Genomic DNA, 18474 nt, shown 5'->3' with positions numbered 1-18474 from the left:
GCAATGTGCATTTCTGTTGTCTGTTCTCTGATATCAGCAGATGGATTAATTCAGCAAATTTATTATACCGGTCAAGCCTATGACGACTGACCCCAGGCTTACCGGAAATACCGCTACCCGACATAAATTTATCGATACTCACTGCCATTTCGATTTCCCGCTGTTCAGCGAGAATGAACGGGCAAGCCTGCGTCTGGCGTCTGAGGCTGGCGTCGAACGTATTATTATTCCGGCTGTTGAATCCCGCCATTTTGAACGTGTGCTCAGGTTGGCTTGCGACCACTCCCCCCTTTATGCCGCTCTGGGATTGCACCCCCTGTATATTTCCCATCATCATGATTCTGATCTTGATCTATTGGCGGCACGCCTGCGGCAACATCCGGCAAAGCTGGTGGCAGTGGGCGAAATCGGGCTGGATCTCTATATGCAGAAGCCGCAGTTTGAGCGGCAATGTTGGTTGCTAGGCGCTCAACTTGAGCTGGCGAAACAGTACGAGTTCCCGGTCATTCTGCACTCGAGACGCAGTCATGATCGACTCGCTCAATTATTGCGCCGTATTGCGTTGCCGCGCACCGGAGTGATCCACGGGTTTGCCGGCAGCCTGGAACAGGCACAGGCTTTTATCCAGTTAGGCTATTACATTGGGGTTGGCGGAACGATTACTTATCCTCGGGCGAACAAGACGCGCCGGGCAATCGCCCGTTTACCGCTCAGTTGCTTATTGCTGGAAACGGATGCACCGGACATGCCTGTTTGTGGTTATCAGGGGGAGCCAAATCGTCCGGAGCGGGTAGAGTCGGTTTTTCAATCACTCTGCCAGTTACGGTCAGAACCCGCCATTGATATTGCTACTGCAATATATGACAACACCCTCAGGCTGTTCGGATTATCGCGGCAAAGTGAGATATCCCTGTCGCACAAGTAGAACGTATGTTTGATTTCAACAGCCTTTTTGCGAGTGTGAATCCGAAATGACCATCGTTTTTTCATATAATGGCAATGGAAGTGTGATCAGGATCACTATTATGTGTTTTTGGTTATTCGATGTCGTATGTATTTGTGACATAAGTTGGCTACTGTCTAAAGCCTGTTTTTACAATCGGGTCGGCTGACAGGTCATCTGTTTCCTGCTTTGTCGGGCGATTTTTATAACGACTGATTGCTATCACGACTTATTGTGACCAAAAACTATTTTTACCAAAAATTATTGTTATCACTCGCTAGAGGGAACTTCACATGCAGCTCATCATGAGTCTCATCGGCATGGCCGCACTGGTATTTTTTGCCGTCCTGTTTTCCAGTAACCGTAAAGCCATCAGGCTGCGTACGGTACTGGGGGCTTTCCTGCTCCAGATTGGCATCGGCGCACTGGTGTTATATGTCCCATTAGGGCGCAGAGTGTTGGGTGGTATGACGGAAGGGGTGGCCAACCTCATTTCCTATGGCAACCAGGGTGTCTCTTTTATCTTCGGCGGCCTGGTTTCCGACAAAATGTTTGAAGTATTCGGCGGCGGTGGGTTTGTTTTTGCATTTCGCGTGCTGCCTATCATTGTTTTCTTCTCATCACTTATTGCCGTGCTCTATTACATGGGGATTATGCAATGGGTGATCCGGTTGCTTGGCGGCGGGCTTCAGAAACTGCTGGGCACATCACGCACGGAATCACTTTCCGCCACAGCGAATATTTTCGTTGGTCAGACCGAAGCGCCTTTAGTGGTTCGTCCGTATATCGCCAATATGACGCAGTCAGAATTATTTGCCGTGATGTGCGGAGGACTGGCCTCTATCGCAGGTTCTGTTATGGCAGGCTATGCGCAGATGGGAGTACCGCTGGAGTACCTGATTGCGGCATCTTTTATGGCCGCCCCCGGAGGATTGCTGTTTGCCAAGTTGATGGTGCCGGAAACTGAACGCACACATGACCGTGATGAAATCAGCGGATTTGTTGACGAAGAAGACAGTCCGGCTAACGTCATTGATGCGGCGGCGAGCGGTGCGGCTTCCGGTATGCAACTGGCGCTGAATGTCGGGGCCATGCTGCTGGCATTTATTGCGTTGATTGCCCTGCTTAACGGTATTCTCGGTGGCGTGGGCGGATGGTTTAACTACCCGCAATTGTCGCTGGAGCTGATTTTAGGCTGGGTTTTCTCACCGGTGGCGTTCCTGATCGGCGTACCCTGGAATGAAGCTATGGTGGCTGGCTCATTTATCGGCCAGAAGTTGATCGTCAATGAATTTGTGGCTTACATGAATTTCAGCGAGTATTTGAAAGCTGATGACGTTGTTGCCGCGGCTGGCTTACAGGTGTTGTCTGATCAGAGTAAAGCGATTATTTCATTCGCACTTTGTGGGTTTGCTAACCTGTCATCGATAGCTATCCTTATTGGAGGACTGGGCAGTATGGCGCCGAATCGGCGTCAGGATATTGCCCGATTTGGTTTGAAAGCAGTGACGGCGGGTACGCTTTCCAACCTGATGAGTGCCTGCATCGCTGGGTTCTTTTTAGCGCTGTGATGGTTCTGGGGTGAGTGATAATGGGCGGGGAGTGGCCCATTATTCATTGAAGGTTGAGGTGCTGGATCGCCCTGAGAGTAATTTCTCCTTCAAGAGTAACGTAACATGCTTTCTGCTTTTATCGATGATGTTGAATGGATAACGTTCCCGCTGGCAAAGGATGGCGCCGTTTATTCTGGTTTTGTTGCTCGTTGCTATTTCCGTTTGCCTGCTTATGCCGATGAGTTGTTTACCGAAGCTAAGATTCCCTTTTCCGATGCGCTTGAGCGCTCTGTGCCGAAGCGGCGTGCCGAGTTTCTGGCCGGTCGCTATTTGGCTAAACAGGTACTGAATAAGCTGGGGTGTGCTGATTTTGTCTTGAACAGTGGCGCGGATCGATCCCCGCAATGGCCGGAAAATATTGTCGGTTCCTTAAGCCATAATGTGGATAGCGTATTGTGTGCAGCGCATATTCGCAATACCGGGCTTTGTTGCATCGGGGTGGATATCGAAGCTTTTATGTCCGCGGAACGCGCTCAGGCGCTATGGCCTGGCATTGTGGACGACGAGGAGTTCCACTGGCTGAACGCTCAGGATGATGAGTTTCGTCGTTTATTAACGCTAAACTTTTCTGCCAAAGAGAGTTTGTTTAAGGCGTTGTATCCACAGGTTAAACACTATTTCGATTTTCTTGATGTCAGAATGGTCGCGTTGGATTGTGTCAGACAGACCTTTGAGCTGGAGCTATTGACTGATTTAACGCCCCGGTTTTATGCGGGGCGACGTTTCAGTGGGGCTTATCTGAAAAGGCCGAATGACGTTACGACTTTTCTCTGTTGTTAAACACCAGATTAGGTCTACCCCTCAATAGATGGTCGGTCAGTCAGGAATACAGGAAGGTAATAGATGGTTGCCTTTGATGTCAGCCGCATGGTTATTAATGATTACCCTATCGGTTTTTTAGGCGAGGTGGCCGTCAGATCGGTCATCTCATTCTTGTTTGTACTGATTTTTATTAAATTCATTGGCCGACGCGGTATTAAACAAATGACGCCGCTGGAGCTGGTGATTTTTTTATCGTTGGGGTCTGCTGCCGGCGATGTTGCCTTATATGAGGATACGCCATTCCTTTCTGCACTGGTGGTGTTTGTCGTCGTTATCTTTTTGTATAAAGTGTTTACTTACTTGCTGAAAAAGAGTGATTACTTTCAGGAGAAATTTGACGGGAAACCTCTTTTGGTGATTGACGAAGGCGCCTTGAAATGGCAACTCATCCAGAAGCAGAGCTTCTCCACGGATGAACTGATGATGGAGCTGCGACAAAATAGTGTTGGGCATCTGGGGCAGGTTCAGTTCGCCTTTTTGGAGATGGACGGAAACATCAGTGTATTTTTGTATGAAAATAATGAGGATGTGAAACCTGGCCTACCGACGCTGCCTTTGTACATGCTGCGTGTTACAGATGAAATCGGCAAGGAAGGGTATTATTCCTGTGGCCACTGTAGTTATACACATTTCCAGGAACTTTCAATCCCTGCCTCGCCCACCGTATGCCCGCAATGTGGCGCCCGGCGGTGGGTTTTATCCGCCACGGGGCCTAAAGGAGAGGATTTTTCAGCTTATGCGGGCAGGGCGGAAAAAACCGCCAGTATGTGAAGCGGTAAAACAGCAAACACATGAGAACGATACCGGCGATGATGTAACCTGAAAAGGCTGACGGCCTTTTATTCTGTTTTCAAACTTTGCTGCATTTTAACTTCAAAGGCTCGGTTCCGGCACCGCCGTTACCCCGGATGCGCTGGTTATTCACACCAGTGCGGACACCCACCATACGCGCCCAATGACGGCCAGTTCACCGTTGATGATTTGTTCTTTGGTAACAACCTCGTCTTCATAAAGAGAATTGTAAGAACGCACGATGATGCTTCCATCCGGGCGTTTGATAAGCGCCTTGACGCGTTGCAGCTCACCCATGCGAATGGCGTACATTTTGCCATCCCGGATTTGCCTGTCTGACAGGTTGACGGCCACTTTGTCACCGTCCGACAGCTTGGGTTCCATACTGTCACCCATTACGGTAACCACGCGGGTATCTTCTACCCGGATACCCAACCGCCTTAAGGTATGGGAGCGAAAGGGAAGGGCATAAACTTCTTCCTCATCAATATCATACGCTCCCCCCCCGGCTGACAGCCTGACACCTAACAATGGAACTTCCACAAATTCATCATCGTTGTTATCGATGTTTTCCCACTCAGTGACATGCAGGCGGGATGCCTTGAAATTACTGCTTTCTGGTTTCGGCTGGCCAATGCCATTGAGCAGCCAGTCTAACGAGTAGCCGGTTTTTTCATTGATGGCCTGAGCTGATTCACGGCTTAACGTGCCGCGTTTTAACCAGTTATTCACGGTCTGAGGTGACGTACCCACAATTTCCGCCAAATCCTTTTGCTTCATTCCCTCTTCGCGCATCAGGTAGCGCAGGCGTGCGATTAGCTCTGTCATTTTTACCAACTTTAAAAATAAACATGTTGTGGATTTATTCATTGTATTGTTGATTTGTGTTGACTATAGTCTGCTTTATGGCAGATATAATCAACAAAAAAATGACTGAATTTTGACTATGCGTACAGTACCGGCACATAGGCAGGGATGGCCGCGTAATGCGGCGGTTAACATAGTTTGGCGGTAAGATCCTAAGGAAAGACTCTATGGAACGTAAATTGACAATACGTCCGTTGCGAACATGGCCCGGCTGTCTGCGCCGGGCAAGAACGGGATGGTTCGCGCTCTGGCGATTATGGGAGAGGCGGCGGGCGGGAATCATCCTTATATGCGGGTATCGCACCTCAGCGTATGGCTCCTTAAGCGGTGGTGTCCCGGCTTGTTATAGGGGGATTAGGCTATGAAGATTGAATATGCACTTAGCCTGTACAGCGCAAAATCAGCCTCGTCAATGTTTACATGCAGGGAAGCCGCGCCTTCATTTGCCTACCGGCCACAGGGCAGCAGGCCCGTTATTCAAACCAGAAAGGGAAGCACCGGTACGCGGGAGCGTTATAGCGATATCCTGCTGGCCCTGGGGGTCGTTCAGTCGCGTGAGGCATTAGGACTTAGCCTTATCCTTGCCAAGTACAACAAAGATCCCAAAGAAAAGAACAAGGCGATAGAGGGGATTGCCGGTATCGGCATGAAACAGGCGCCAAAGCTGGTGGGGAAGGCCGCAGGCCGCCAAATGGCTAACTGCATAGTGTTGCTGGCAAAAATGGCGGTAGAGGAATACAGCAGGACAGCGGACGATCCGAAGTCCCGCTGCCGTTGCCGAGGCCGGGGCAAAGTAGCAGATTTGGCTGCTTCGCGTGCGGCGGGTACGACAATAGAGAAAATCTGTCCCCGCTGCGACGGCACCGGTTTAAAGCCGGCAACATCGGCAGCAGTATATAAAGTTATTAAAGCCCTGGTGCCTGATTTAACTCAGCGTACATGGACGCGGAATTGGAAAGTTTTCTATGACTCTCTTATTACCCAGTGTTATCAGGAATCTACGGCAGCAGAAAAACTGTTTTCTCAATTGACATCACCGCAACAATAAAGCAAAAAATAAAATTCACTTTTTTTAATTAAGGCTTGCACTCTTGTCCAAAACTGGTTAGATTTATTCCCATGATGGAGATGTATTGATTCATGCATCGAAAAATAAATATACTGCAAAGCCTGCTGTCAGCAGGCTTTTTTTATTTAAGCCTCGGATAAGATCGAGGCTTTTTTTATGTATTTTTTTTATCTGTGATGGCTCCTGTGAGACATTTCCTATCGGTTTAATCCATTATTTTGAAAGGGTAAGTATGCAAAATAATATCTTCAACTGGACAGGGATTTATGACGTAATGCACGCCTGGTGGCGCGGAGATGTTCCCACTGGTGGCGTGTTACTATCGATTTTTATAGCGATATTACGTGTCGCATACACCGGTGGTGGTTGGCAGCGTATGTTCTTGGAAGGCGCGCTGTGCGGAGCATTGACGCTAACGGCTGTTGCGTCGCTGGAGTATTATTCGCTACCTAAAACGCTGACGCCAGCACTGGGCGGTATGATTGGATTTATCGGTGTCGAACATCTTCGTCACGGTATATTGCGGCTTTTTAATGATCAAGTTGAAAATGATAAGAAAACCAAGAAATAAACTCATCATGTAATTTATGTGACGTCGTGAGTTATTTCTTTATGACGCTGTTTTTTAAATTTTTATAAAGGAGGTGCAAAGGATAAGTTACCTGATAAACATTATCTAAAGTGGTTTTATGTGTTGTTAAGTCCACCTGATGAATATATTCCGTTATATCAATGGAAGGGGCTTTCTGTGCCTGTCATCATGTGAAAGCTATCCAATCGAAAGAAAGCAGTAGCCAGATAATTAAAACTATTTATCTGGCCTGCTTTTATTTTTTTATAAAGAGAGAAACATTATGAATAAACTCAATCATTGTAAAACGAATACCCTTAAACGTATTCAACCGCACAAGCCAACCATTTGGTCGCGGGCCGATGCACTGAAAGTAAATGAAAACGATCCGACCACCACCCAACCATTAGTCCGTGGGGATTTCCCGGTCATGAGCGATGACGTCTTCGTTTGGGATACCATGCCGCTGCGCGATATTGATGGCAATATCGCATCGGTTAACGGCTGGTCTGTTATCTTCACATTGACCGCTTCCCGCAACCCAACCGATCCGGATTATCAGGGTGAGCAGGGTGATTACGATATCGCCCTCGACTGGAACAATCGTCATGGCCGGGCAAAAATATACTTCTGGTACTCACGCACCGGTAAAGACTGGATCATGGGTGGCCGCGTGATGGACGAGGATGATTCGCCGACATCACGCGAATGGGCTGGTACGCCGATTCTGCTAAACGATTGCGGCGAAGTGGATCTTTACTACACCGCCGTTTCACCGGGTTCTACTATTGTAAAAGTGCGAGGACGTGTGGTAACCACAGAAAATGGTGTAGAAATGGTAGGCTTCAAAAAGGTAAAAAGGCTGTTTGATGCAGATGGAAAAATGTATCAGACCGAAAGCCAAAACCCTTACTGGGCCTTCCGCGATCCTAGTCCGTTCCGCGATCCGAAAAGCCGCAAGCTGTATATGCTATTTGAAGGTAATGTTGCCGGAGAGCGCGGATCGCATGTGGTCGGGCCTGACGAATTGGGGGATGTGCCGCCGGGCTATGAAGATGTCGGCAATTCCCGCTACCAGACCGGCTGTGTCGGTATTGCGGTGTGCCGCGATGAGGATGGGGATGATTGGGAACTGCTGCCGCCGCTGATTACCGCCGTTGGCGTCAACGATCAGACCGAACGTCCGCACTTTGTTTTCCAGGATGGAAAATATTATCTGTTCACCATTAGCCATAAATATACCTATGGTGATGGTCTTACCGGGCCTGATGGTGTGTACGGTTTTGTCAGCAAGGATTTGTTTGGGCCTTACGTACCGTTGAACGGTTCTGGTCTGGTTCTGGGTAATCCGCCCTCACAGCCTTACCAGACCTACTCGCACTATGTTATGCCTAACGGGCTGGTGACATCCTTTATTGATTCCATACCAACGAGTGAAGATACCTATCGCATCGGGGGAACCGAAGCACCCACGGTACAGATTAAACTCAATGGTGAGCAGACTTTTGTACTTGAAGAGTATGACTATGGTTATATTCCCCCAATGATTGACGTTGAGGTGAAATAACCGCTTTCGGGGAACCACTGCGGTGGTTCCCCTTTTTTCATTCATCAGGTTACAAATTAACGTCCATTCTGTTAGCAATGGTTTTTATATCGTGATCGCCTCTCTGAAAGAGGCCAAAGCGAAAATAAAACCTTCGCTATGACCAATTTGTACGTGTTCTGCCGATGTAAGAGCAATCCAGTTACTGTTCATTATTCTGACAATGCAAAGATACGAAGGCGGTGTCCATCAGGATCTGCCGCAACGAAAGTGTAACCAAAATCCAGATCGACAGGCGTCTGTATAATATTCAGTTTCCGCTGACACCAATCCATATAAAGTACGTCAACTTCTTCATTGCTGGCGACGGAGATCGCCAGTTCACTGGCTCCACCGCTGGCTATAGCCGCAGGCTCTACGGTATGTTTTGACCACAGGCCTAACATAATCCCTGAATCAAGTGCGAATAGGGCAAATGTTGAGGACGTTTCAACGGGTTGTTTATTTAACAAACGAGCATAAAAGTTGGCGCTGTTAACCGGATTGTCTACGTATAAAAGGACATAATTTGGATCTGTCATAATCAATCTCACTCACTGTTTGATATTGGCTGAGTTTGGTATCACAGCCAGTTAAGGTGAGTGACAGAATAAAACCGACTACTGTCAGTTTCTGTCAGCAGTAGTTTTTACTGCGAAGGAATTTTTTCAATTTCCTGCCATTCCTTTAAAAGCATTTGTCGACGACGAGGGTAGCATTGTTCCAGAATTTGTAATGATGAAATGCGATCTGTACGAAAATGACGGAACCCCTGTCGAAGTTCACACCACGCGACAAGGATGCGGGTGTGATCGAAATAGCCAAGCGCAAAAGGCCAGATTGTGCGGATTGAAACCGCACCTCCAAGATTGCAATAGTTGATAGTAAGCTTATGCTCAGTGCGAATAGCCTGACGAATCTGGGGAAGCGCTTCCCCTTTGTGTTGTGTGCATGCCCCCGGACCAACCAATAACGTAGTGGTATCGAGCGTTCTGTGTAATTCATCGGGAATGACCGCTGATATTTTGGTCAGTGCACTTTTAGCCGCCGCCTGAAGAGAAACATCTCCCCGATCAGCAACCCATCTCATTCCTAAAACGAGTGCTTCAATTTCCTCCCTGGAAAACATCAGAGGGGGAATGACATAACCAGGCCGCAAGACATAACCCAGCCCCGGTTCACCGTCAATAACCGCACCTTGTTCCTGCAACGTTCGGATGTCACGATACAGCGTGCGAAGGCTGATATTCAGTTCCGACGCCAGAGACGAGCCGGTAACAGGGAACCGGTGACCTCGCAGGATTTGCAGTAAATCAAGTAAACGCTGTGCACGGGACATTTCAACTTATTCCTGTTAATTGGCTTATTTAACGTTCAACGGCATACCTTTGACCATAAACCAGACTCAATCAGTGCGCTACAAGCCATAGAGCGAAAGTCAAGATTGTAGGATTTTGTTTTCGCGTCATAACCCATTGTGCGCACACATTACCGATCGAACGGCTTGCGGCTGCGGGGGGATGAACGGCTGATCGTTCGCACGATGCACTACTCTCTCCGCGTTCTCCTTTTGCTGGCAAGCGTTGCGTAAGTAAACTGTAAGTCTGACGGCTCTACGATTCCCCTACCTGCTGCTTCCATTGGGGAACAATTGTGAGCAAAACGCCATCCTGTACCTGGTCATTACCGTTATTTACGGCGGTACTCTTTTTACCCTCAGCAAGTTCATGGGCCGCCGGTGAAGAAAATCGTGCGGTTGAGAACACCTCTTCCGGTTTTACCCTGTTAAGCGATCAACCCAACGTCACACGTTGGGGTTTGGGTGTCGGTGTCGGGTATAAAGAATCGCCTTATGAGGGCGTCGGCTCGTCATTTTCACCGTTGCCTCTGCTGTACTTTGATAATAAATGGGCGCATTTTGTTGGTAACAAACTTGACCTGAAGGTTGGCCGCTGGAGCGATGTCAGCGTCACCTTACGCGGCGAGTACGCGTTGGGAGAGGGCTATAAAGGTTCGGATTCCTCCGCCCTCAGAGGGATGGAAAAACGTAAGAGGGCTTTTTGGTATGGCCCGTCCGTCGCCTGGAATACCGGTTTCGGCACGCTCACCGGTGAGTTTCTGACCGCTGGGAGCAAAGGGCAAAAGGCAAAAATTCATTTTGGTAAAGATATTAACTATAGCCGTTGGTCGGTCACGCCCTATGTCAGTGCACAATGGCGTAGTCATAAAAATGTGGATTACTATTACGGCGTCCGGGAGTCAGAAACCAGAGCGGGGCGCACGGCCTATGATGGCGAATCAACCTATAAATTTTCGCTGGGCAGTCGATTTGACTATCGCCTGACCGAGCACCAAAAACTCGGAGTTGATATTAGCCTTACGCGACTGGGTAGTGGCATTACCGACAGTCCGTTAGTGGATCATTCGGTAATTCCTGCCGCAACCCTTTACTACTTATATCAATTTTAATTGACGGGTCGTTTATGTCACGTATCGCCCTGCTTGAAGACCATCAGCGTTTGGCCAGCATGATCCGGCAGGCTCTTGCACAAGTCGGCATTGAGACAGATATATTTTCCACTATCTCTGAAGCGGCCAGTGGCCTGAAGATGGCTGACTATGCCGTGATCATTATTGACCGTGGGCTACCCGATGGCGACGGGCTGATTTTCCTCAATAAGCTGCGCACCTCGGGAGTAAAAACGCCCTGCCTGATTTTGACCGCGAGGGATGCCTTACACGATCGCATTGCTGGCCTGGAAAACGGGGCCGATGATTACGTGACAAAACCCTTCGCTATGGCGGAACTGGTTGCCCGAGTCAGAACCCAACTACGACGCCCGACTGACCTGATCCCGCTAACGCCAAACTTTGCCGGGGTGAGTGTCGATCCTCGTGAACACCGATTGCAATCCGGCGATCGTTCTGTGGTGCTGGCGCCAGCGGAATTGCAAATTATGTTGGCGTTGGTCAAGGCCAGAGGAAAGGTGGTTGCGCATACCGCGTTGGAACATGCGGCGTGGGGATTAAGTGAACCAGTGACCCCCAATGCGCTTGAGGTCACGGTGCACCGGCTGCGAAAGAAAATGAAATCATTGAATGACCAGACGCATATCGTCAATATTCGCGGTATCGGTTTCGCCCTGCAAAGCAAGCAATAAGTCTTTCTGCATCAGGGTGAAGAAAGAGGGCGCAGCACATGATGAAAAACTGGATGAACAGCCTGACGGTAAGATTATGGTTGGTAAGCATCGTGTCGCTGGCGGCAAGTCTGGCGCTGATTGCAACGATAGTGCTGGGCATTTTCAACTATTCGCCCCGCCAGATGTGGATACAGGATGAAAATCTGGAAACGGCGCGGCGGGTAATAGCCGGAATCCATTACGACGCGCAGGGCCAACCTGTTTCGGTGACGTTAGATGAGCCACGGGCGACGCTGTATAAAGAGGCATCCACCGCGCTGATGTATCGCATTTATGACAGTAACGGCAACCTTATTCTCTCTTCAACCGGGGAAAAACAAGATAGCCCTCTGACCCGATGGGGACTGGCTGAGAAGATTGCGGAATCAGAAAGCCTGCGTGAAATTAGCATCAATGATAAACGTTATGTTTTGGCGACACTCAATTTTCATCATCAGGGGCGACTATTTACGGTACAAAGCGCTGGAAGCATCGACTTTGGCCGTGCGATGCTGGACATTAAGCTCGATCCTGTGCTGGAAGTGGTTGGCTGGAGTATTTTTATCGTCACCTGCATTTTCGCCCTGATCTTTCCCTTGACCATTCGGCATATTCTTCGCCCGCTGAAACAGGCATCCGACATCTCCGCTGCCATCATGCCGGGTAATTTAAGTCTGCGCCTTGCCGGGCAAAATGTTCCCCTGGAAATTAAGCCGCTCATCGTGGCATTTAATGGTGTGTTGGAACGTTTAGAGCAAGGTTTCTATGTACAACAACATTTTCTCGCCGCGGCGGCGCATGAGCTGCAAACGCCGCTAACGCTCCTGCGCGGACAAATTGAACTTCAGGATGAAATAGAAAATAAAGCGGTGCTATTCCAGGATATCGATTTTATGGCGCGACAGGTTAGGCAGCTTTTGCATCTTTCCGAGGTTAGTGAACTGCATAACTATAAATTTGAGGATGTGGATCGGGTTGCTGTAACGCTGGACGTTATTACCTACCTTAGCCGTAAAGCAAAGAGCAAAAAGGTGAAGGTTAACCTGGAGGTGTCTAAAGCGCTTGCGTGGATTAAAGCGGATAAAAGCGCGTTATTTATTCTGATAAAAAATCTCCTGGAAAATGCCATTAATGTCACTCCCGTCCATCGGACAGTGATGATTCTGGTGCAGCACGATTTTATACAGATTGCCGATGGCGGGCCGGGAATAAAACCTGAGTATCGCCCGTTTTTGTTTGAACGATTTTGGCGGCCTGCGGATAGGGCCAGCGAGGGCGCGGGGCTTGGGTTGGCCATCTGTGAGGAAATCATCAAAGCACACAACTGGACCATTGCCGTTGAAGAGGGTGAGGTCGGCTCCCGGTTTATTATCCGCTTCACGCGCTAAGGCGAACAACTTCAATGGTCTGTTCAGTAATTAACCAAGAGGCAGGCTTGATACCGGTGAGCCGCCGTCTCGTTTCACTGATGGAACGATTATTGCTGCGATGGAAAACGCGGCGTGTCTTGTGACAGAGCCTGAGTTAAAAAAGCACTTCTTTAAAAGGTCGGGTTGGACACGGCGGAAGTAACAACCAGAGTGCAGTTTGAGTATTCCCAACCATGCGCTTTATGCTATTTCGTAAACACCCGCGCCAGGCTTTGACGGACGCTTTTTTACGTGACAGACTTAGTGAAACGCTTACTTTTTCTGTGATCCTGCGGGGGTAAAAATGACCACTCATACTCGTTACGAGACTGATGTTGTGGCCTGGGCCAATGAGCAGGCAGCACTTTTACGCTCCGGTAAATTTTCAGAGATCGACTGCGAGAATATCGCGGAGGAGATTGCAGACGTGGGTAAGAGCGAACAAAGGGAGCTGGCAAGCCGCATGGCTGTACTGATTGCTCACCTGCTGAAATGGAAATATCAACCGGAACGTCGTGGTTCGAGTTGGGAAAAGACGATCAAAGCGCAACGCAAAGATGCCGCATATGCGCTGAAAGAGTCTCCCAGCCTGAAAACTAAGCTTAACGATCCCGATTGGTATGATGTTATCTGGTCTAAAGCAGTGGCCATTGCTGCGAATGAAACACAGCTTGAAAACCTGCCTGATGAGCAAATCTGGACAGTGGACGAGGTGTTGTATTCCGAGTTTTGGCCAAATTAAACATGTTCTTATGTAGCAAAGAAATAATGACGCTGGCCTCGGCCCGCGTTTTTTCTTTTCTGACAGGAAAGACACTGTATCTCCTGACGGTAATACCCTATGGCCAGTTGAACAAGCCGCAGGCGCGTTAGTAGGATAAGGCATGATATCAATCTATTTTTTATGATGGCAGTACATGCTATAACCAAATGATTAGTCTGTCTTATTGGTATTTCCTCACCATGAACGTTTACAAACTTTCTGCAAAAAACCAGGCGTATTATCTGATTGAGAAAAACGACTATGAGCAGCATACAGCTCGTCGTCCTCCGTGGTACAAAACTAACGATAATGGTGAACCTTGATACTTTGCTGTTTGCTCTGCCTGAATAACTGATTATATCGCATACACATAGGTGTTTATAAGGAGGCATAAAAAAGGAAAGATGGTCGGACTTGGGATCATATCGACGATTAACATGCTGTTTGTTATTGGTTTTATTGCGAAATTGTTGAAACAGCGTACCCACTAAAGCCCCCATAAAAAATTGCTTTTTTTTGTGATGGTTGTCACGAGGAATCGGTGTTTAAGGGTAGAAGCTGCGTTATGTGTGGAGTCAGGTCCACACATAACGGTCTGAGGTTCACATATAGTGAGGGGAACTCCACACATAACGGTTCGGGGTCCACACATAGCGGCGCTAAAAAATCCATGCTGCATTACGCAGGCAAAGCTCCATCCCCCTTCGCATTGAACATCGTTCAAACTTACATTTGATATGTTGGAACAAATATTTTTGAGATAATAAAAAACGATGTTCTTTCTAATTTATAGATTCTATTAGTATTTTTGCTATACTTTTGAGATGCCGTCATGCACCAGTTGAGATAACTAAACATCATGGCCCAATTTAATCACTTTAAACTTTCGCTTCTGAATCCCAGCTTTGACTCCCCTTTGGTCGATGGACTGACGGAGCTAGAGTTACTTCGGCACCTACGGCTGGAAACCGATGTGCATCCAATCCTGTTTGCGCAGTTGAAGGCCGTTTTCCACATGCTGGAGAGTCTTGGTTCTGCAAGGATTGAGGGAAACCACACCACACTTGCCGACTATGTTGAAAGCAAGGTTGAGGGAACTCAAAGTTCGACGGATCAGCTCAAAGAAATCAATAATATTGAAGCCGCGATGGAGTACATCGACGAATTCCTGAGCGACGGCGATGAGATAACGGAATATTTTATCCGCGAGCTGCATAGTCTGGCGGTTGCCGGGCTGCAACAGGAGGGCGACAGAACGCCCGGCGCATATCGACAACATAATGTCAGCATCGCTCAGTCTGACCATTTACCGCCGGACCACATTCGCGTTGCTGATTATATGGCGGAACTGACCGCCTTCATTAACCATACCGATAAGCCAAAGTACGATCTGATGAAGATTGCACTGGTACATCATCGCTTTGGCTGGATACATCCCTTTGGCAACGGTAATGGCAGAACGGTCAGACTGCTGACCTATGCGTTGCTTATCAAGTATGGTTTTAATGTTCAGGCTGGTGGGCGGGTACTCAATCCGACAGCGGTATTCTGTAATGATCGTGAACGCTATTACGCCATGCTTTCGTTAGCCGATAAGGGAACAGTGCAGGGGCTGGAAGAATGGTGCTTATATGTGCTTTCGGGGATCTCATCTGAGCTGAAGAAAGTCGATCAACTGACAAACCACGCTTTCCTGAGCGAAAAGATCCTGTATCCGGCCATCGATTATTCGTCGGAGAGAGGGCTGATCAACCCGCTGGAGTCGAAGGTGCTAAAACGCGCTGTTGAGCTGGGGACGATAAAAGCGGGCGATCTACGCGCCGTTTTACCTGATCTAAAACCGACGCAGGTGACTTATCAGCTTGGTAAGTTGATTGAGCGGGGATTGCTCCAGCCGGTAGAAGAAGGGGCTCGTACCTATACAGCGAAGTTCTCTAACTCGTATCTGATTCGTGGGGTGATTAAGGCTCTGAGTGAAGAAGGGTTTATTCCTGATTTGTGATGTATACTTTGCTTAATTATATAATGCAGAGGGAAAATCCCTCTGCTGATGATTTTTTTAATAAAATATCATTATTATTTATTGAAGCCACTCTTTAGGAATAAGTCCATCACCTTCATCTTTCCAGTTTGCCACTTCATAGGTATTTTTGACTTGTCCCCATATTGACTCACCGGCATGTTCCAATACAATAACTTGAAAATTATAACTATTTTCCTCAATAGCATTAGATAGCATTTCAAAAATCCTTCTGGTCGAAATAATATCATTTTGTCTTGTTATTTTTAGATCCTGCTCTGCACCCATCTTATCTAGGCTGTGTCCCTTAATCATCTGAGCTATAGTAACTACTTATTTCCACAACACTTTGAGATATGGCCCGATACGATATTCCCGATGAAGCATGGAGCATCATCCAGCCCTTACTGCCTGCTGAACCTACATCCCCACGAGCCGGACGCCCATGGGCTGAGCATCGTAAAGTCATCAACGGTATGTTCTGGGTGTTGTGTTCTGGTGCGCCATGGCGCGATTTACCTGAGCGATATGGCTCCTGGAAAACGGTTTATAATCGCTTTAATCGGTGGTCTAAATCTGGTGTCATTAACATTATTTTCAACAAGTTACTTTCATTACTTGATGCACATGGCCTTGTTGACTGGTCTGCTACTGCGCTGGATGGCAGTAATATCCGTGCGCTGAAATGCGCTGCCGGTGCTCAAAAAAACATCCCGATATCACCGGAGATAATGGGCTGGGTCGCTCTCGCGGTGGTTTTGGCACCAAAATCCATCTGGCGACAGATGCAGGCGGTCTCCCGCTAAACATTGTACTGAGTCCCGGACAGGCTCACGAAAGCCAGTTCGCATTACGCCTGCTGGATGGTATTGGTGTTCAGCGTCAGAACGGCAGTATGAAGCGCCGTGGTTATGCGGTTTTGGCTGACAAAGCTTACTCAGGACATGCGCTTCGTAACGAACTGAAACGAAAAGGGATAAAAGCAGTTATCCCTCGAAAATCTAATGAAAAAATGGCTTCTGACGGACGCTCACGGTTCGCCAGTGACGTTTACCGTCGCCGCAACGTAGTGGAGAGATGTTTTGGCCGGTTAAAAGAGTACCGGCGTATTGCCACACGCTACGACAAAACGGCGAGAAATTATCTGTCGATGGTGAAACTGGGCTGTATCCGACTCTTTTACAAGAAGTTATGCAATTAAGGGACACAGCCTAGTATGTTATCGCCAGATTCAGCACTAGGAAAATAGACCTGGCTGGGCTGATCGATAACTAAGAAACTGAAGGGAGGTAGATGGCTTTGGTCCTTACCTGATAAATACTCGTGTAAGGCTAGAAATGTAGAAATATGGTATCCCATCCAGTTGGCACCACTACCCACTTCCCATAAAAATTCATTTTTACCATATTCTGATCGTTTAAAACTTAAAGTTAGTTCCTTTTTATCAAGATTAATTCTCCCACGGCGTTCTAATCCAAATTTATTAGCATATTTCTCAATAAGAGAGTTTATTCTATTATAAACAACATATTCCTTTTGTTCTTTATTAGATATTCTAAAATATTTATTTAATTCATTTAATTGATGCTCTAATATTTTTATCTTTTCACTTGTATCGTCAGTATTTTTTACTTTTCTTAAGGATGATAGCGTTTCCTGAATACGACCAATAAGGACGTAAACCTTATTTAATGAATCATTAGTAGACCTATCTATTTTTTCAAAGTGAAATTTTTCTTTTCTTACTTTATATAGTTTATCTTGTAGATCTCGTAATTCTTTTTTTAATTTATGAATTTCTTTATCTGCGATAGGATTGTCGGAAAGTATATCTGAAATTGAGTTTAATTTTGATATCTTATGTTCAAGATTATCCACGACACTAGATAATGCGTTGGTTTTTGAACCGCAAGCTATGCATTCACCTTCAGGATATAAGTTTTCTTTTAACCAAGTGAATCCAACAACATGTTCTTTTTCTTTCTTTATTGCTTGAGTAAAATTCTTTCCCCTAAAATAAAGTTGTTCAAGGTTTCTAATTTTCACTCTTAATGTATCAATTTCCTGCTGAATACTCTCTCCCTGTATAGTTAATGTTTTTATCCGTTCATTTGTATACTCATAGTTTGGCTTTCCTAGTAATTTTTCTATATTCCCTTCAAGATAAACTTTATTGATATAATTTAATGACTCTATTTTCTTATCAGAGGACGGAATTTCTGATGAATTTAATAATCCTAGTTCTACGCATGATTTCTATAAATGATCAACATCGATGTCCCAACTGGCTAGTGCCTTTTTATTAACATCTTGCTCTTTAATTAATGAATCAAGTCGTTTCTGGATGTCTATGCGCTCTTTCTCATTAATCATATATTCTCGATTAATAATTCCTAAAGAAAAAGGCATGACTCTCTTTAACCTTTCTCTATTCTGATAAGAGTCTGCTTTAAAAAATAAAGTATATGGATTAGCAACAATGTGTTGTGGTAAGAAATTAAAAGCAGCCATATCACGATAAGATGCTCTTCCATCAAACCCAACTTTATTTTTTTCTTCAGTAAGTAATAGATCACTTAAGTTAACTAGTTGATTAAATTCATTTTTGAATAAAGCATCTGAATGAGTTGTTGTTATAGTTAATGGGATATCTTCAAAAAAATGAGAAAAGTGGTATTCTGTACTTACTGACTTATCTCCTGGGGTCTTACGTGCAAGAATAAACTCTTGTCCAAGAATATTTATTTTTAGCCCAAACCACATCACCGATTCACGGATGAGTCCAACGGGAATTGCACATTTGCTGGCTCCCAAGCAATAATCAATAATAGAAATTAT

Annotated in this window: 18 protein-coding genes and 1 pseudogene; 13 read left to right on the top strand and 6 right to left on the bottom strand. The window is 46.6% G+C overall.

Annotation, left to right across the window (positions count from 1 at the left end):
* The first annotated feature begins 79 nt into the window (after window positions 1-79).
* From BIY29_RS09055 to BIY29_RS09040, 4 genes are all read left to right on the top strand, one after another.
* Entirely contained in the window at window positions 80-925 is an 846-nt protein-coding gene (locus tag BIY29_RS09055) for a TatD family hydrolase (protein WP_121574817.1), read from the top strand.
* Between the two features lie 311 nt (window positions 926-1236).
* Window positions 1237-2514 carry a NupC/NupG family nucleoside CNT transporter gene (locus tag BIY29_RS09050; RefSeq protein WP_121574816.1) on the top strand — a complete coding sequence of 426 codons (1278 nt, stop codon included), beginning with the start codon at window positions 1237-1239 and terminating at the stop codon, window positions 2512-2514.
* A gap of 105 nt (window positions 2515-2619) precedes the next feature.
* A complete protein-coding gene (locus tag BIY29_RS09045) occupies window positions 2620-3336 on the top strand; it encodes a 4'-phosphopantetheinyl transferase family protein (protein ID WP_121574815.1) in 717 nt (238 codons plus the stop codon).
* A gap of 87 nt (window positions 3337-3423) precedes the next feature.
* On the top strand, window positions 3424-4149 hold the full coding sequence (locus BIY29_RS09040; protein ID WP_170158908.1) for a DUF421 domain-containing protein: 726 nt from the start codon (window positions 3424-3426) through the stop codon (window positions 4147-4149).
* Window positions 4150-4299: 150 nt separating this feature from the next.
* Here the strand turns inward: BIY29_RS09040 and BIY29_RS09035 are convergent, their stop codons facing one another.
* Entirely contained in the window at window positions 4300-4998 is a 699-nt protein-coding gene (locus tag BIY29_RS09035; RefSeq protein WP_170158907.1) for a LexA family transcriptional regulator, read from the bottom strand.
* A 400-nt stretch (window positions 4999-5398) separates the two neighbouring features.
* On the opposite strand from BIY29_RS09035, the gene BIY29_RS09030 reads away from it, so the two are divergent.
* From BIY29_RS09030 to BIY29_RS09020, 3 genes are all read left to right on the top strand, one after another.
* Complete coding sequence (locus BIY29_RS09030; RefSeq protein ID WP_121574812.1) at window positions 5399-6085, top strand: antitermination protein Q; 687 nt, start codon at window positions 5399-5401, stop codon at window positions 6083-6085.
* A 253-nt stretch (window positions 6086-6338) separates the two neighbouring features.
* Window positions 6339-6677, top strand: a complete 339-nt coding sequence (locus tag BIY29_RS09025) for a phage holin, lambda family (RefSeq protein WP_121574811.1) — start codon at window positions 6339-6341, stop codon at window positions 6675-6677.
* A 283-nt stretch (window positions 6678-6960) separates the two neighbouring features.
* The gene (locus BIY29_RS09020; RefSeq protein WP_121574810.1) at window positions 6961-8244 is read left to right on the top strand and encodes a glycoside hydrolase family 68 protein; all 1284 of its coding nucleotides are present in this window, start codon (window positions 6961-6963) and stop codon (window positions 8242-8244) included.
* A gap of 191 nt (window positions 8245-8435) precedes the next feature.
* Here the strand turns inward: BIY29_RS09020 and BIY29_RS09015 are convergent, their stop codons facing one another.
* Together BIY29_RS09015 and BIY29_RS09010 are read right to left on the bottom strand one after the other, a co-directional pair.
* A complete protein-coding gene (locus tag BIY29_RS09015) occupies window positions 8436-8804 on the bottom strand; it encodes a VOC family protein (protein ID WP_121574809.1) in 369 nt (122 codons plus the stop codon).
* 107 nt (window positions 8805-8911) lie between these two features.
* A complete protein-coding gene (locus tag BIY29_RS09010; protein WP_121574808.1) occupies window positions 8912-9601 on the bottom strand; it encodes a helix-turn-helix transcriptional regulator in 690 nt (229 codons plus the stop codon).
* A gap of 314 nt (window positions 9602-9915) precedes the next feature.
* Here BIY29_RS09010 and BIY29_RS09000 point away from each other — a divergent pair, with 314 nt between their 5' ends.
* The 5 genes from BIY29_RS09000 (at window position 9916) to BIY29_RS08980 (ending at window position 15618) form a co-directional block, all read left to right on the top strand.
* On the top strand, window positions 9916-10731 hold the full coding sequence (locus BIY29_RS09000) for a MipA/OmpV family protein (protein ID WP_121574807.1): 816 nt from the start codon (window positions 9916-9918) through the stop codon (window positions 10729-10731).
* A gap of 14 nt (window positions 10732-10745) precedes the next feature.
* Entirely contained in the window at window positions 10746-11423 is a 678-nt protein-coding gene (locus BIY29_RS08995) for a response regulator transcription factor (RefSeq protein WP_121574806.1), read from the top strand.
* A gap of 38 nt (window positions 11424-11461) precedes the next feature.
* Window positions 11462-12832, top strand: coding sequence for a sensor histidine kinase (locus BIY29_RS08990; protein WP_121574805.1), 1371 nt, complete (start codon window positions 11462-11464; stop codon window positions 12830-12832).
* A 325-nt stretch (window positions 12833-13157) separates the two neighbouring features.
* A complete protein-coding gene (locus BIY29_RS08985) occupies window positions 13158-13595 on the top strand; it encodes a DUF29 domain-containing protein (protein ID WP_121574804.1) in 438 nt (145 codons plus the stop codon).
* 880 nt (window positions 13596-14475) lie between these two features.
* A complete protein-coding gene (locus BIY29_RS08980) occupies window positions 14476-15618 on the top strand; it encodes a Fic family protein (RefSeq protein WP_121574803.1) in 1143 nt (380 codons plus the stop codon).
* A gap of 78 nt (window positions 15619-15696) precedes the next feature.
* Here BIY29_RS08980 and BIY29_RS08975 read toward each other — a convergent pair whose 3' ends face one another.
* Window positions 15697-15951, bottom strand: a complete 255-nt coding sequence (locus tag BIY29_RS08975; RefSeq protein ID WP_121574802.1) for a DUF3732 domain-containing protein — start codon at window positions 15949-15951, stop codon at window positions 15697-15699.
* 41 nt (window positions 15952-15992) lie between these two features.
* Between BIY29_RS08975 and BIY29_RS08970 the strand changes: the two genes are divergently transcribed.
* Window positions 15993-16837, top strand: a protein-coding gene (locus BIY29_RS08970; RefSeq protein ID WP_121574801.1) for an IS5 family transposase whose coding sequence is annotated in 2 segments (ribosomal slippage) — window positions 15993-16338 and window positions 16338-16837 — 846 coding nt in all. Because the reading frame shifts where the segments join, the coding sequence is not laid out codon by codon here.
* Here the strand turns inward: BIY29_RS08970 and BIY29_RS20600 are convergent.
* Window positions 16834-17682, bottom strand: coding sequence for a DUF3732 domain-containing protein (locus tag BIY29_RS20600; RefSeq protein ID WP_240630056.1), 849 nt, complete (start codon window positions 17680-17682; stop codon window positions 16834-16836). The two genes, BIY29_RS08970 and BIY29_RS20600, sit on opposite strands and share 4 nt — an antisense overlap.
* 210 nt (window positions 17683-17892) lie before the next feature.
* A pseudogene (locus BIY29_RS20595) lies at window positions 17893-18474 on the bottom strand (DUF3732 domain-containing protein); the annotation flags it as partial.

It is taken from the genome of Brenneria alni (genome assembly GCF_003666245.1).
In the GTDB taxonomy this organism is placed as follows: domain Bacteria; phylum Pseudomonadota; class Gammaproteobacteria; order Enterobacterales; family Enterobacteriaceae; genus Brenneria; species Brenneria alni.
The sequence above is the reverse complement of the archived record's forward strand: the minus strand, read 5'-3'. Positions and strand labels throughout refer to the sequence as shown.